Annotated in this window: 14 protein-coding genes; 12 read left to right on the forward strand and 2 right to left on the reverse strand. The window is 61.3% G+C overall.

Annotated features, from left to right (window positions below; genetic code table 11):
- Window positions 1-120: 120 nt before the first annotated feature.
- Both PIN31009_RS10445 and PIN31009_RS10450 read right to left on the reverse strand, forming a co-directional pair.
- Complete coding sequence (locus tag PIN31009_RS10445) at window positions 121-597, reverse strand: hypothetical protein (RefSeq protein ID WP_150684103.1); 477 nt, start codon at window positions 595-597, stop codon at window positions 121-123.
- 573 nt (window positions 598-1,170) lie between these two features.
- Window positions 1,171-2,154 carry a malate dehydrogenase gene (locus PIN31009_RS10450; RefSeq protein ID WP_058379332.1) on the reverse strand — a complete coding sequence of 328 codons (984 nt, stop codon included), beginning with the start codon at window positions 2,152-2,154 and terminating at the stop codon, window positions 1,171-1,173.
- A gap of 332 nt (window positions 2,155-2,486) precedes the next feature.
- Between PIN31009_RS10450 and PIN31009_RS10455 the strand changes: the two genes are divergently transcribed.
- The 12 genes from PIN31009_RS10455 (at window position 2,487) to asd (ending at window position 13,360) form a co-directional block, all read left to right on the forward strand.
- Window positions 2,487-3,338 (forward strand): GntR family transcriptional regulator, encoded by an 852-nt coding sequence (locus PIN31009_RS10455; protein WP_407668851.1) that lies wholly within the window; start codon window positions 2,487-2,489, stop codon window positions 3,336-3,338.
- A 185-nt stretch (window positions 3,339-3,523) separates the two neighbouring features.
- Window positions 3,524-3,937 (forward strand): succinate dehydrogenase, cytochrome b556 subunit, encoded by a 414-nt coding sequence (gene sdhC / locus PIN31009_RS10460; protein WP_150684104.1) that lies wholly within the window; start codon window positions 3,524-3,526, stop codon window positions 3,935-3,937.
- A 1-nt stretch (window position 3,938) separates the two neighbouring features.
- On the forward strand, window positions 3,939-4,304 hold the full coding sequence (gene sdhD / locus PIN31009_RS10465; RefSeq protein WP_058379329.1) for a succinate dehydrogenase, hydrophobic membrane anchor protein: 366 nt from the start codon (window positions 3,939-3,941) through the stop codon (window positions 4,302-4,304).
- 3 nt (window positions 4,305-4,307) lie between these two features.
- Window positions 4,308-6,083, forward strand: coding sequence for a succinate dehydrogenase flavoprotein subunit (gene sdhA, locus PIN31009_RS10470; protein ID WP_150684105.1), 1,776 nt, complete (start codon window positions 4,308-4,310; stop codon window positions 6,081-6,083).
- 12 nt (window positions 6,084-6,095) lie between these two features.
- Entirely contained in the window at window positions 6,096-6,800 is a 705-nt protein-coding gene (locus PIN31009_RS10475; protein WP_064675097.1) for a succinate dehydrogenase iron-sulfur subunit, read from the forward strand.
- Window positions 6,801-6,809: 9 nt separating this feature from the next.
- On the forward strand, window positions 6,810-7,082 hold the full coding sequence (locus tag PIN31009_RS10480; protein WP_058379326.1) for an FAD assembly factor SdhE: 273 nt from the start codon (window positions 6,810-6,812) through the stop codon (window positions 7,080-7,082).
- A gap of 29 nt (window positions 7,083-7,111) precedes the next feature.
- A complete protein-coding gene (gene gltA / locus PIN31009_RS10485; RefSeq protein WP_150684106.1) occupies window positions 7,112-8,413 on the forward strand; it encodes a citrate synthase in 1,302 nt (433 codons plus the stop codon).
- A gap of 279 nt (window positions 8,414-8,692) precedes the next feature.
- Window positions 8,693-10,102, forward strand: coding sequence for a 3-isopropylmalate dehydratase large subunit (gene leuC, locus PIN31009_RS10490; RefSeq protein ID WP_150790157.1), 1,410 nt, complete (start codon window positions 8,693-8,695; stop codon window positions 10,100-10,102).
- Window positions 10,103-10,157: 55 nt separating this feature from the next.
- Window positions 10,158-10,286, forward strand: coding sequence for an entericidin A/B family lipoprotein (locus tag PIN31009_RS10495; RefSeq protein ID WP_058379323.1), 129 nt, complete (start codon window positions 10,158-10,160; stop codon window positions 10,284-10,286).
- Between the two features lie 137 nt (window positions 10,287-10,423).
- Window positions 10,424-11,074 carry a 3-isopropylmalate dehydratase small subunit gene (gene leuD / locus PIN31009_RS10500; protein ID WP_150790158.1) on the forward strand — a complete coding sequence of 217 codons (651 nt, stop codon included), beginning with the start codon at window positions 10,424-10,426 and terminating at the stop codon, window positions 11,072-11,074.
- 27 nt (window positions 11,075-11,101) lie between these two features.
- The gene (gene leuB, locus PIN31009_RS10505; protein ID WP_150790159.1) at window positions 11,102-12,169 is read left to right on the forward strand and encodes a 3-isopropylmalate dehydrogenase; all 1,068 of its coding nucleotides are present in this window, start codon (window positions 11,102-11,104) and stop codon (window positions 12,167-12,169) included.
- A gap of 60 nt (window positions 12,170-12,229) precedes the next feature.
- The gene (gene asd / locus PIN31009_RS10510; protein WP_084656274.1) at window positions 12,230-13,360 is read left to right on the forward strand and encodes an aspartate-semialdehyde dehydrogenase; all 1,131 of its coding nucleotides are present in this window, start codon (window positions 12,230-12,232) and stop codon (window positions 13,358-13,360) included.
- Window positions 13,361-13,425 lie beyond the last annotated feature (65 nt).

Here is a 13,425-nt window from a genome sequence, read left to right on the forward strand (position 1 = left end):
GTGGGGGCCGGCGTAGTGCGGGCACAGGGGAGTGTGCCCGCAGACACGCCGGTACAGCGTGATTACGGTGTGACAGGAAAGTGGCTGGTGCTGCATGCGTCTCTGATGGCGGGAGACGTCTTACTTCAGCAGTTCCACCGACTGCGTCGGGGCCAGCTTGTTCTGCTCGGACATCGCTTGCGTCACGCACTCGTCGGCCAGACGGCTGCCGCCTTCGCGGTGCGTGAAGAGCATTGCCTTGGTCGGGATCACGATCAGATCGAGACCGCTGGCGGCGTCGAAGAAGCGGTCAGCGCCCGTCGTCGTGGCCTGACGCGGCAGCCGGTAATTCCGGCCTTCCCAGAACATCGTCAGAATCTGGTCGCGCTTCATGTCGCCCTTGATGTACAGCTTGTTGTTCTCTTTGCAGCTCCAGAGCTCCGAGCCTTCGTCCGGTTGTGCCGGGGCCGCCGCCACGGCGGCTTTCTTCTTCGCCGGCGCCTTCTTCTTGGGCGCAGCCTTCTTGGTCGTCGTGGTGGAGGCATCGGCGGCAAACGCAGCCGGCACCATGGCAGCGGAACACAGGGCGACCAGCGCGGTCAGGCAAAGCTTCTTCATGGTGAGTCTCCAGTCGGTAAGAAAACGAAAGCGCAGATTATCGTACGAAGTTCGCGTAGTTCGTCGTCACCATACAAATTTTTTCATTTCCGGACGGGCAAGCGCAGCGGGCGGCGGCGGTACGGACCGGCGTCGCTGATGACTATGTTGCAGTGCGGGGATCGCTGTTGCGTGGTGCCCGGTCGCGGCGGACAGAGGTGGGGAAGAGGATGTTTGGCGAAACGAACGCGGGGCAGGCAGGGCGGACGTGGAAGGCGATAAATCGTCCGGTAAAGCCGGTGAATCCGTTGCTGTCATCGGCATGCCGGCGCCCGGGGTTGGGTGCGGCAGGCTTGCGGCGGCATTGAGGATTTGCATTCGCTTGGCCAAAAATTCGCTCTCAGAGTCGCTATCTTATGCGCCAATCGAGGGTGCGTGCAGACGCGCGAAACTTTGTGACTGCGGTTTTTCTTGTCGGTTCAAGACAATCCCTTGACCAGAGGGGGCAGCACCGGCATGGGGGTAAGCCGCCGGCGCTGTTTCGGCCCCTCGCGATGCTTGTGGCATCGCCGGGGGCCGAGGTCTCCGAGGGGATTAGCCCAGCAGATGTGCGACGCCTGCACGCTCTTCTTCGAGTTCCTTGAGCGTGAAGTTCATCTTTTCGCGCGAGTAGGCATCGATCTCGAGGCCTTCCACACGCTTGTACTTGCCGTTTTCGCAGGTGACCGGCACGCCGTAGATGACGTCTTCCGGAATACCGTACGAGCCGTCCGACGGGATACCCATCGTGACCCACTTGCCGTTCGTGCCGAGCACCCAGTCATGGATGTGGTCGATGGCAGCGTTGGCAGCCGAAGCCGCCGACGACAGACCACGGGCTTCGATGATGGCTGCACCGCGTTTGCCGACGGTCGGCAGGAACACGTCGTTGTTCCACACGTCGTCGTTGATCAGGGCCTTCACGTTCTGGCCGTCGATCGTGGCGAAGCGGTAGTCGGCGTACATCGTCGGCGAGTGGTTGCCCCACACGGCCAGCTTTTCGATGCTGGCGACCGGCTTGCCGGTCTTGGCGGCGATTTGCGACAGGGCACGGTTGTGGTCCAGACGCAGCATCGCGGTGAAGTTTTCCTTCGGCAGGTTCGGGGCCGACTTCATGGCGATGTAGGCGTTCGTGTTGGCCGGGTTACCGACCACGAGCACCTTCACGTCGCGCTTGGCGACTTCGTCCAGGGCCTTGCCCTGCACCGTGAAGATGGCGCCGTTGGCTTCGAGCAGGTCCTTGCGTTCCATGCCCTTCGAGCGCGGACGGGCACCGACCAGCAGCGCGACGTCAGCATCCTTGAACGCGACCTTCGGGTCGTCGGTCACCACCACGCCGGCGAGCAGCGGGAACGCGCAGTCTTCGAGCTCCATCACGACGCCCTTGACGGCGGCTTGAGCTTGCGGGAGGTCGAGCAGTTGCAGGATGACGGGCTGATCCTTGCCGAGCATGTCGCCATTGGCGATGCGGAACAGCAGGGAGTAGCCGATTTGACCAGCGGCGCCGGTGACGGCGACACGCATTGCGGGTTTTGCCATGAGAATCTCTCCAGACGTGTACAAATTCCTGCGAAGCTCAAGATAAGCTCGCCGTCCGGGTGGCTTTTTGCCAGGCTGACAGCGCCGCGTCACATGAAGCTTCTAAAATTCCTTGACCTACGGAAGCTTGCGGGCTGCGGGGTGTGCTGCCATCGACGCGTGCGAAGCGCCGGACTCTCTTATAAGATAGCCATGTTGCGGCTGCGCAGGCCCCTGTTAGCCCGCGTCAGTGTAGGAGTGGCCACACTGAATGTCAACTCTATCTTATGTCTTATATAAGACATAGGATTATTGCTGTTATTCGATGGACGAAGGTCTTGATTTGTGGTCAAATCCCCGCCATGAATGCGAACGTTCGCGACACATCCAACACCACGCCGCCTGTCGATGCCCAGCAGCGGCCGGACAGCGCGCGTGACGCCGCACCGGCACCCCAAGCCCCGTCGGGCGTGGCTGCGGCAGGTGCGTCGCCGACGTTCAGCCCGCTGTACCAGCAGATCAAGGGGCTCATTACACAGAGCCTTCAGGCCGGCGAATGGAAGCCCGGCGAAATCATTCCAAGTGAAGTCGATCTGGCTGGCCGCTACAAGGTCAGTCAGGGGACGGTGCGCAAAGCCATCGATGAGCTTGCGGCCGAAAACCTGCTCGTGCGCCGTCAGGGGCGGGGCACGTTTGTCGCGACTCACCACGAAGACCGTGTCCAGTTCCGGTTTTTGCGTCTCGCGCCCGATTCGGGCGAACAACACCATCCGCCCAGCCGTCTGATCGAGTGCCGCCGTATGCGCGCACCGGCCGAAATTGCGCGTCAACTCGACCTGCGCGCCGGCGACGGGGTGATTCTGATCCGCCGCATGATGGATTTCTCGGACCGTCCGACGGTGCTCGACGAAATCTGGCTGCCGGGCACGCTGTTTCGTGGCCTCACGGCAGAAAAACTCAATGAATACAAGGGGCCGATGTACGGTCTCTTCGAAGCCGAATTCGGCACGCGCATGATTCGCGCCGTGGAAAAAGTTCGCGCGGTGGCCGCGGACGACGCGACGGCGGATCTGCTGAAGGTGCCGAAGGGCTTCCCGCTGTTGAGTGTGGAGCGTGTCTCCTACACTTACGGGGATAAACCGGTAGAAGTGCGCCGGGGCTGGTATGTCACCACGGAACATCATTACCAGAACGAATTAAGTTGAGAGGGTAGGGCGGTCGAGGGTATCGGTTGGCGTCGTGGCCGGCAGATACCTGATGGCTGGAGGCATGAGGGGCGGCGTGTCGTGCGCCGTTGGCAGGAATTTCCGGGTCATTGGGAACCGTGATGGTGCATCGCACTAGAAACGGCGCTAAAATCCGGGGCTGATGTAACTACATGGGGTCTAGCATGGCTGAAGTGGTAAAAAAAGAGCGGCCAGTCTACAGGAATATCGGTATCGGACAGATTGTCACGTACCGTCTCCCGCTGGCTGGTATCGTGTCTATCCTGCACCGTATTAGCGGTGTGATCTTGTTCCTTCTGTTGCCGTTCGCGCTGTATTTGTTCGAACAGAGCCTCACGTCGGAACTCAGCTTCGACGTTCTGCGAAGCATCGCCTCCAACTGGTTTGCCAAGCTCGTCATCCTTGCGCTGTCGTGGGGTTTCCTGCAGCACTTCTGTGCTGGCCTGCGCCACCTGCGCATGGACTTCAATCACGACGCCGTGAGCAAGGAAGGCGGTAAGAACTCGGCAGTGGTCGTCGTGGTCGTGTCGCTCGTGCTGACGCTGGCCGTGGCCCTCAAGCTGTTCGGAGCGTTCTAAGATGGCACAGAACAATATTGGTTCCAAGCGCCTGGTCGTCGGCGCCCACTACGGGCTGCGCGACTGGATTGCGCAGCGCATGACCGCGGTCATCATGGCCGTGTACACCGTGATCCTGCTGGTGTGGTTCTTCACCGCCAAGGATTTCTCCTACGAAGGCTGGGCCGGCATTTTCGCGCATCAGTGGATGAAGCTGGCCACGCTGGTCACGCTGCTCGCGCTGTTCTATCACGCGTGGGTCGGTGTGCGCGACGTCTGGATGGACTACGTCAAGCCGGTCGGTTTGCGACTGGCGCTGTACGCGCTGACGATCGTCTGGCTGCTGGCTTGTGCCGGTTACGCCGCGCAGATTCTGTGGAGAGTGTAAAGAATGGCTGCAATTAAAAATTCGCTGCCGCGCCGCCGCTTTGACGTTGTCATCGTGGGCGCAGGTGGTTCGGGCATGCGTGCGTCGCTGCAACTGGCCAAGGCCGGTCTGTCGGTGGCCGTGCTGTCCAAGGTGTTCCCCACCCGTTCGCATACCGTTGCTGCCCAAGGCGGCATTGGCGCTTCGCTCGGCAACATGAGCGAAGACAACTGGCATTACCACTTCTACGACACCATCAAGGGCTCCGACTGGCTCGGCGACCAAGATGCGATCGAGTTCATGTGCCGTCAGGCACCGAACGCCGTGTACGAGCTCGAACACTTCGGCATGCCGTTCGACCGTAACGCCGATGGCACGATTTATCAGCGCCCGTTCGGCGGTCACACGGCCAACTACGGTGAGAAGCCGGTCCAGCGCGCTTGCGCGGCCGCCGACCGTACCGGTCACGCCCTGCTGCACACGCTGTATCAGCAAAACGTCGCCGCCAAGACCCACTTCTTCGTGGAGTGGATGGCGCTCGACCTGATCCGTAACTCCGAAGGCGATGTCCTCGGTGTGTCGGCGCTGGAACTCGAAACCGGCGAAGTCTACCTGCTCGAAGCCAAGTGCACGTTGTTCGCGACCGGCGGTGCCGGCCGTGTGTACGCTGCCTCGACGAACGCGTTCATCAACACCGGTGACGGTCTGGGTATGGCGGCACGTGCCGGCATTCCGCTCGAAGACATGGAATTCTGGCAATTCCACCCGACCGGCGTGGCCGGCGCGGGTGTGCTGATTACCGAAGGTGTGCGTGGCGAAGGCGGTATTCTGCGCAATTCGAACGGCGAGCGTTTCATGGAACGTTACGCGCCGACGCTGAAGGATCTGGCGCCGCGTGACTTCGTGTCGCGTTCGATGGACCAGGAAATCAAGGAAGGTCGCGGTTGCGGCCCGAACGGCGACTACGTGCTGCTCGATCTCTCGCACATCGGTGCCGAGACGATCATGAAGCGCCTGCCGTCGATTCGCGAAATCGCATTGAAGTTCGCCAACGTCGACGCGATCAAGGAACCGATTCCGGTCGTGCCGACCATCCACTATCAGATGGGTGGTATCCCGACGAACTATCACGGTCAGGTCGTGGTGCAGCAAGAAGGCGCCTCGGTGCCGGTCAACGGCTTCTACGCCGTGGGCGAGTGCTCGTGCGTGTCGGTCCACGGTGCGAACCGTCTGGGCACGAACTCGCTGCTCGACCTCGTGGTGTTCGGCCGTGCGGCCGGTAACCACATCGTCGACTTCGTGAAGAACCACGGCGACCACAAGCCGCTGCCCGCCGACGCCGGCGAGAACGCGCTGGCACGTCTGGGCCGCCTCGAAGGGTCGAGCTCGGGCGAGTATGCCCAGGACGTCGCCAACGACATCCGCGCCACCATGCAAAAGCACGCTGGCGTGTTCCGTACCGCCGACCTGCTCAAGGAAGGTGTGGGCGAGATTCTGCAAGTGGCCGAGCGCGTGTCGCACGTCCACCTGAAGGACAAGTCGAAGGTGTTCAACACGGCGCGTATGGAAGCGCTGGAAGTCGACAACCTGATCGAAGTGGCCAAGGCCACCATGATCGCAGCCGAAGCCCGCAAGGAAAGCCGTGGCGCACACGCGCACAGCGATTATCCGGAGCGCGACGACGCCAACTGGATGCGCCACTCGCTGTTCTTCAGCGAAGGTAATCGTCTGGATTACAAGCCGGTGCAACTCAAGCCGCTGACCGTCGACTCGGTTCCGCCCAAGGCGCGGACGTTCTAAGGGATTCGCAAGATCATGAAACGTATTTTTGAAGTCTACCGTTACGATCCGGACAAGGACGCCGCACCGTACATGCAGACCTACGAGGTCGAACTCGACGGTCATGAACGCATGCTGCTGGACGCGCTGGTCAAGCTCAAGAAGATCGATGAAGGCATCGCCTTCCGCCGCTCGTGCCGTGAAGGCGTGTGCGGTTCGGACGCGATGAACATCAACGGCAAGAATGGTCTGGCCTGCCTGACCAACATGAAGGATCTGCCGAACAAGATCGTGCTGAAGCCGCTGCCGGGCCTGCCCGTCATTCGCGACCTGATCGTCGACATGACGCACTTCTTCAACCAGTACCACTCGATCAAGCCGTACCTGATCAATCCCGAGCCGGCACCGGAGAAGGAGCGCCTTCAGTCGCCCGAACAGCGTGATGAGCTGGATGGTCTGTACGAGTGTATTCTTTGCGCATCGTGCTCGACCTCGTGCCCGAGCTTCTGGTGGAACCCGGATAAGTTCGTCGGCCCGGCTGGCCTGCTGCAAGCCTATCGCTTCATCGCGGACAGCCGCGATACGGCGACGAGCGAGCGTCTGGACAACCTGGAAGATCCGTACCGACTGTTCCGCTGCCACACCATCATGAACTGCGTGGACGTGTGCCCGAAGGGTCTGAACCCGACGAAGGCCATTGGCAAGATCAAGGAGTTGATGGTGCGTCGCGCCGTCTAATCACAGATCATGCCGGACACTACTCACCAGTCTGATCCGGTCAAGCGTGCCCGCCTGCGTTGGCGGGCACGTCGCGGCTTGCTGGAAAACGACCTCATCCTCGAGCGGTTCTTCGCCAAGTACGAAGCCTCGATGACCGATGAGGACGTCGGCGCCCTGACCAGGCTGCTCGATTTGAGCGACAACGATTTGATGGATCTGCTGCTAGCGCGTAAAGAGCCCGAGGCGGATCTGGACGGGCCGGACGTGCAGCGCCTGCTGGCGCTTTTGCGTGCCGTGTAGGGGTTTAAGTATTTTTTTGAGGAAGCGATATGACTCCGTCTGATGTTAAAGCCACCCTATCTTTCTCTGATGAATCGCCCAGCGTAGAGCTGCCGATTTACAAGGGTACGATGGGTCCGGATGTGATCGACATCCGCAAGCTGTACGGCCAGACCGGCAAATTCACGTATGACCCGGGCTTCATGTCGACGGCGTCGTGCAATTCCGCCATCACTTACATCGATGGCGACAAGGGCGAGCTGCTGTACCGCGGCTACCCGATCGAACAGTTGGCCACCAACTGCGACTTCCTCGAGACCTCGTACCTGCTGCTCAAGGGCGAACTGCCGAACGCGCAGCAAAAGGCCGAGTTCGTCGACACCGTGACCCGTCACACGATGGTTCACGAGCAGATGAATTTCTTCTTCCGTGGCTTCCGTCGCGACGCACACCCGATGGCTGTGCTGACCGGCTCGGTCGGCGCCCTGTCGGCGTTCTACCACGACTCGCTGGACATCAATAATCCGAATCACCGTGAAGTCTCGGCGATTCGTCTGATCGCCAAGCTGCCGACGCTCGTCGCCATGGCGTACAAGTACAGCATCGGTCAGCCGTTCGTGTACCCGAGCAACGACCTGTCGTACAGCGCGAACTTCATGCGCATGATGTTCGCCAACCCGTGCGAAGAGTACAAGGTCAACGACGTGCTGGTGCGCGCCCTCGACCGTATCCTGATTCTGCACGCCGATCACGAACAGAACGCTTCGACCTCGACCGTGCGTCTGGCCGGTTCGTCGGGCGCCAACCCGTTCGCCTGTATCGCTGCGGGTATCGCCTGTCTGTGGGGCCCGGCGCACGGTGGTGCGAACGAAGCCGCGCTGAACATGCTCGAGCAGATCGGTTCGCCGGAAAAGATTCCTGAGTTCATCAAGCAAGTGAAGGACAAGAACTCGGGCGTGAAGCTGATGGGCTTCGGTCACCGCGTGTACAAGAACTACGATCCGCGTGCCAAGCTGATGCGCGAAACGTGCTACGAAGTGCTCAACGAACTGGGCCTGCACGACGATCCGCTGTTCAAGCTGGCCATGCAGCTCGAGAAGATTGCTCTGGAAGACGAATACTTCGTGTCGCGCAAGCTGTACCCGAACGTCGACTTCTACTCGGGCATCGTTCAACGCGCACTGGGTATCCCGACGTCGATGTTCACCTGCATCTTCGCGCTGGCCCGTACCGTGGGCTGGATCGCGCAGTGGAACGAGATGATCGGCGAGCCGGATCAGAAGATCGGCCGTCCGCGTCAGCTGTTCATCGGCCACACGCCGCGCGAAGTCGTGGCCATCGACAAGCGCTAAGCGCGTCGAGGCCTCCGGCACGGCCCCCGCTTGCCGTGCCGGCACCGCAACCTTGCCGAAACGGCAAGGCGGTGCGGCCCGCAACGAGCCCTCGTTGCGCTATATTCGAATCCACGGCACACGCTGCCGTGATTCGCACAAATCCCCGGTTGATCGTGCGTTTACCGCCCGGTTTCCCGGGGATTTTGTATTCCGCCGGCGCGAAAGCGCTATGGCATAATCAAAAGTTCCCAGAACGAAATCTGTTCCCAGAACAATATTTAGCCCCGCGTTTTTATCATGGCCCAGACGCTGTATGACAAATTGTGGGATGCACATGTCGTGCATACCGAGGACGATGGCACTACGGTGCTCTACATCGACCGTCACCTGCTGCACGAGGTGACCAGTCCGCAGGCGTTCGAGGGGCTAAAACTCGCGCAGCGTCCGGTCTGGCGTCTGTCCGCGAACCTCGCGGTGTCGGACCACAACGTGCCGACCACGGACCGCACGCAAGGCATTGCCGACCCGATTTCGCGTCTGCAAGTCGATACGCTCGACACCAACTGCGACAGCTTCGGCATCACCCAATTCAAGATGAACGATCTCCGTCAGGGAATCGTGCACGTGATCGGCCCTGAGCAGGGCGCCACGCTGCCCGGCATGACGGTCGTGTGCGGCGACTCGCACACGTCGACGCACGGCGCGTTCGGCGCGCTGGCCTTCGGCATCGGCACGTCGGAAGTCGAGCACACGCTCGCCACGCAGACGCTGCTCATGAAGAAGAGCAAGAACATGCTCGTGAAGGTCGAAGGCGCGCTGCCGCGCGGCTGCTCGGCCAAGGACATCGTGCTGGCCGTCATCGGCAAGATCGGTACCGCAGGCGGCACCGGCTACACGATCGAATTCGCCGGTTCGGCCATTCGCTCGCTGACGATGGAAGGCCGCATGACCGTGTGCAACATGGCGATCGAAGCGGGCGCGCGCGCCGGTCTGGTCGCCGTGGACGACACCACGATCAACTACGTGAAGGGCCGTCCGTTCTCGCCGAGCGGCGTGGAATTCCAGCAGGCCGAAGCCTACTGGCGCACGTTCCACACCGACGCGGGCGCGAAGTTCGACCACGTCGTCGAGATCAACGCCGCCGACCTGCGCCCGCAAGTGAGCTGGGGCACGTCGCCGGAAATGGTGGTCAGCATCGACGATCGCGTGCCGGATCCCGAGAAGGAAAAAGACCCGGTCAAGCGCAGCGCCATGGAGCGCGCGCTCGAGTACATGGCGCTCACGCCGGATACGCCGATGTCGAGCATCAACGTCGACAAGGTGTTCATCGGTTCGTGCACCAACTCGCGCATCGAAGATATTCGCGCTGCCGCCTATGTGGTCAAGAAGCTGGGCCGCCGTGTGGCCTCGAACGTGCGTCTGGCGATGGTCGTGCCGGGCTCGGGTCTGGTGAAGCATCAAGCCGAGCAGGAAGGGCTGGATCAGGTCTTCAAGGCCGCCGGCTTCGAATGGCGCGAGCCGGGTTGCTCGATGTGTCTGGCGATGAATGCCGACCGTCTGGAGCCGGGTGAGCGCTGTGCCTCGACCTCGAACCGCAACTTCGAAGGCCGTCAGGGCGCAGGTGGCCGTACGCACCTCGTGAGCCCGGCCATGGCGGCAGCCGCTGCCATCGAAGGTCATTTCGTCGACGTGCGCCGCTTGGTTTGAGCGCCAAGCATCGATTTATCCGTCGTTTGACAATTTCTTTTAAAGAGACAAAACCATGAAGAAACTGTGGATGCTGATCGGTGCGGTGCTGCTACTGGGCGTGACGGGCTGCAATACGATGGCCGGCCTCGGCAAAGATACGCAGGCTGCCGGCTCGGCGCTCGAAAACGCGGCGAAGAAGTGATGCGACGGCGGGTGTCGTGACGAAGCCGGTCTCACCGGTCTCACGACATGCGCCTTTGAGATTCCCGGTTGGGGTGGCCTGCGCCAGAGGGCGAAGGATCACACCACAGCCGAACTGTTTTGATCAGGTGGTTTGTGATGGAAAAATTTACCGTCCATACGGGGTTGGTGGCACCGCTCGATCGTGAGAACGTCGACACCGACGCGATCATCCCCAAGCAATTCCTGAAGTCGATCAAGCGCACGGGTTTCGGCCCGAACCTGTTCGACGAATGGCGCTATCTCGACGTGGGTCAGCCCGGGCAGGATTGCAGCACGCGTCCGCTCAACCCGAATTTCGTGCTGAACCAGCCGCGCTTCCAAAATTCGACGGTGCTGCTTTCCCGTAAGAATTTCGGTTGCGGCAGCTCGCGCGAGCACGCGCCGTGGGCGTTGCAGCAATACGGTTTTCGCGCCGTGATTGCCCCGAGCTTCGCCGACATCTTCTTCAATAACTGCTACAAGAACGGGCTGCTGCCGATCGCGTTGTCCGAGTTGCAGGTCGACCATCTGTTCAACGAGACCGCTGCGTTCCCGGGCTATCAGTTGACGATCGACCTCGAAAAGCAGGCGGTGATCACGGCCGACGGCCGCGCGTACGAGTTCGACATCGCGCCGTTCCGCAAGTACTGCCTGCTGAACGGTTTCGACGATATCGGTCTGACGCTGCGTCACGCCGACAAGATTCGCGCGTATGAAGCGGAGCGGCTTGCCAAGCAGCCGTGGCTCTCGACGCGTCTGCCGGGCTGAGCCCCGCGTACCCCATAGGAGAAACGCATGAAAATCGCAGTGTTGCCGGGTGACGGCATTGGTCCGGAAATCGTGAAAGAAGCCGTCAAGGTGCTCAATGCGCTTGGCGAGACGTTCGAACTCGAAGAGGCACCCGTCGGCGGCGCCGGTTACGAGGCATCGGGACACCCGCTGCCCGACGCCACGCTCAAGCTGGCCAAGGAAGCGGATGCCATCCTGTTTGGCGCCGTGGGCGACTGGAAGTATGATTCGTTGGAGCGCGCGCTGCGCCCCGAGCAGGCGATTCTGGGCCTGCGCAAGCATTTGCAGCTGTTCGCCAACTTCCGTCCGGCCATTCTGTATAAGGAACTGGCCGACGCATCGAGCCTGAAGCCGGAAATCGTGGCAGGCCTCGATATCCTGATCATCCGCGAGCTGAACGGCGACATCTACTTCGGTCAGCCGAAGGGCTTCCGCCAGTCGCCGGATGGCGCTTTCGAAGGCGCGCGCGAAGGTTTTGATACCATGCGCTATAGCGTGCCCGAAGTGGAGCGCATCGCCCACGTGGCGTTTCAGGCAGCGGCCAAGCGCGACAAGCGTCTGTGCTCGGTCGACAAGGCCAATGTGCTCGAGACGTCGCAGCTGTGGCGCGACACGATGATCGAGGTGGCCAAGCAGTATCCGGACGTCGAGTTGTCGCACATGTACGTCGACAACGCCGCGATGCAACTCGTGAAAGCGCCGAAGAACTTCGACGTGGTGGTGACGGGTAACATGTTCGGCGATATCCTGTCGGACGAGGCCGCGATGCTCACGGGTTCGATCGGCATGCTGCCGTCGGCGTCGCTGGATGCCAATAACAAGGGGTTGTACGAGCCGTCGCACGGTTCGGCACCCGACATCGCCGGCAAGGGCGTGGCCAATCCGTTGGCAACGATTCTGTCGGCGGCCATGATGCTGCGTTACACGCTGGGTCGCGCCGAACAGGCCGATCGCGTGGAGAGCGCAGTGAAGAAGGTGCTGGCGCAGGGGTTGCGCACGCCCGATATCTGGCAGGAAGGCGCGACCAAGGTCGGTACGCGCGAAATGGGTGCGGCGGTGGTTGCCGCGCTGTAACGTTGACGGGGCGTCGGGAGACGCCCCTCAGCGCAATTGCAACGATAAGAGAGTGGATAAATGAAAACCGTAGGTCTGGTAGGTTGGCGGGGCATGGTCGGTTCGGTGCTGATGCAGCGCATGCAGCAGGAGAACGACTTCGCCTTGATCGAGCCGGTGTTTTTCAGCACCAGCAACGCGGGCGGCAAAGCCCCGTCGATGGCGAAGAATGAGACTTCGCTGAAAGACGCCAATGATGTCAACGAGCTGAAAAAATGCGACATCATCATTACCTGCCAGGGCGGTGACTACACAACAGAGATTTTCCCGAAGCTGCGCGCAGCGGGCTGGAACGGCTACTGGATCGACGCGGCTTCGACGCTGCGTATGAAGGACGATGCCATCATCGTGCTCGATCCGGTCAATCTCGACGTGATCAAGAATGCGCTGACCAAGGGCACCAAGAACTTCGTCGGCGGCAACTGTACGGTCAGCTGCATGCTGATGGGCTTGGGTGGTCTGTTCCAGCACGGTCTGGTCGACTGGCTGACGTCGATGACGTATCAGGCAGCCTCGGGCGGCGGTGCGCAACACATGCGCGAGCTGCTGACGCAGTTCGGCACGATCAACGCCGAAGTCAAGGCGCTGCTCGACGACCCGCACTCGGCGATTCTCGAAATCGACCGCAAGGTGCTGGCCAAGCAGCACGCACTGACGGCTGACGAGACCAAGCAATTCGGCGTGCCGCTGGGCGGCAACCTGATTCCGTGGATCGACAAGGATCTGGGCAACGGCCAGTCGAAGGAAGAATGGAAGGGCGGTGCCGAGACCAACAAGATTCTGGGTCTGGGTGACGGTTTCCCGGGCACGCGTGCCATTCCGGTGGACGGGCTGTGCGTGCGTATCGGTGCGATGCGTTGCCATAGTCAGGCACTGACCATCAAGCTTACGAAGGATGTGCCGTTAGATGAACTGACCGACATCATCGGTCAGGCGAACGACTGGGTGAAGGTTGTGCCGAACACGCGCGAGGCGTCGATGAAGGATTTGACGCCTGCTGCTGTGACCGGCACGATGTCGATTCCGGTGGGCCGCCTGCGCAAGATGTCGATGGGTCCGGAGTATCTGTCGGCGTTCACGGTGGGCGATCAGCTCCTGTGGGGTGCGGCAGAACCGCTGCGTCGTATGCTGCGGATCCTGCTGGACGCTTGAGCGTTACAGTGCATCGGTAAGGCGTGAAGAACGGCGGCCCGCGTGGCCGCCGTCCGCGCTTTGGG

It is taken from the genome of Pandoraea iniqua (assembly GCF_902459685.1).
Taxonomy (GTDB): domain Bacteria; phylum Pseudomonadota; class Gammaproteobacteria; order Burkholderiales; family Burkholderiaceae; genus Pandoraea; species Pandoraea iniqua.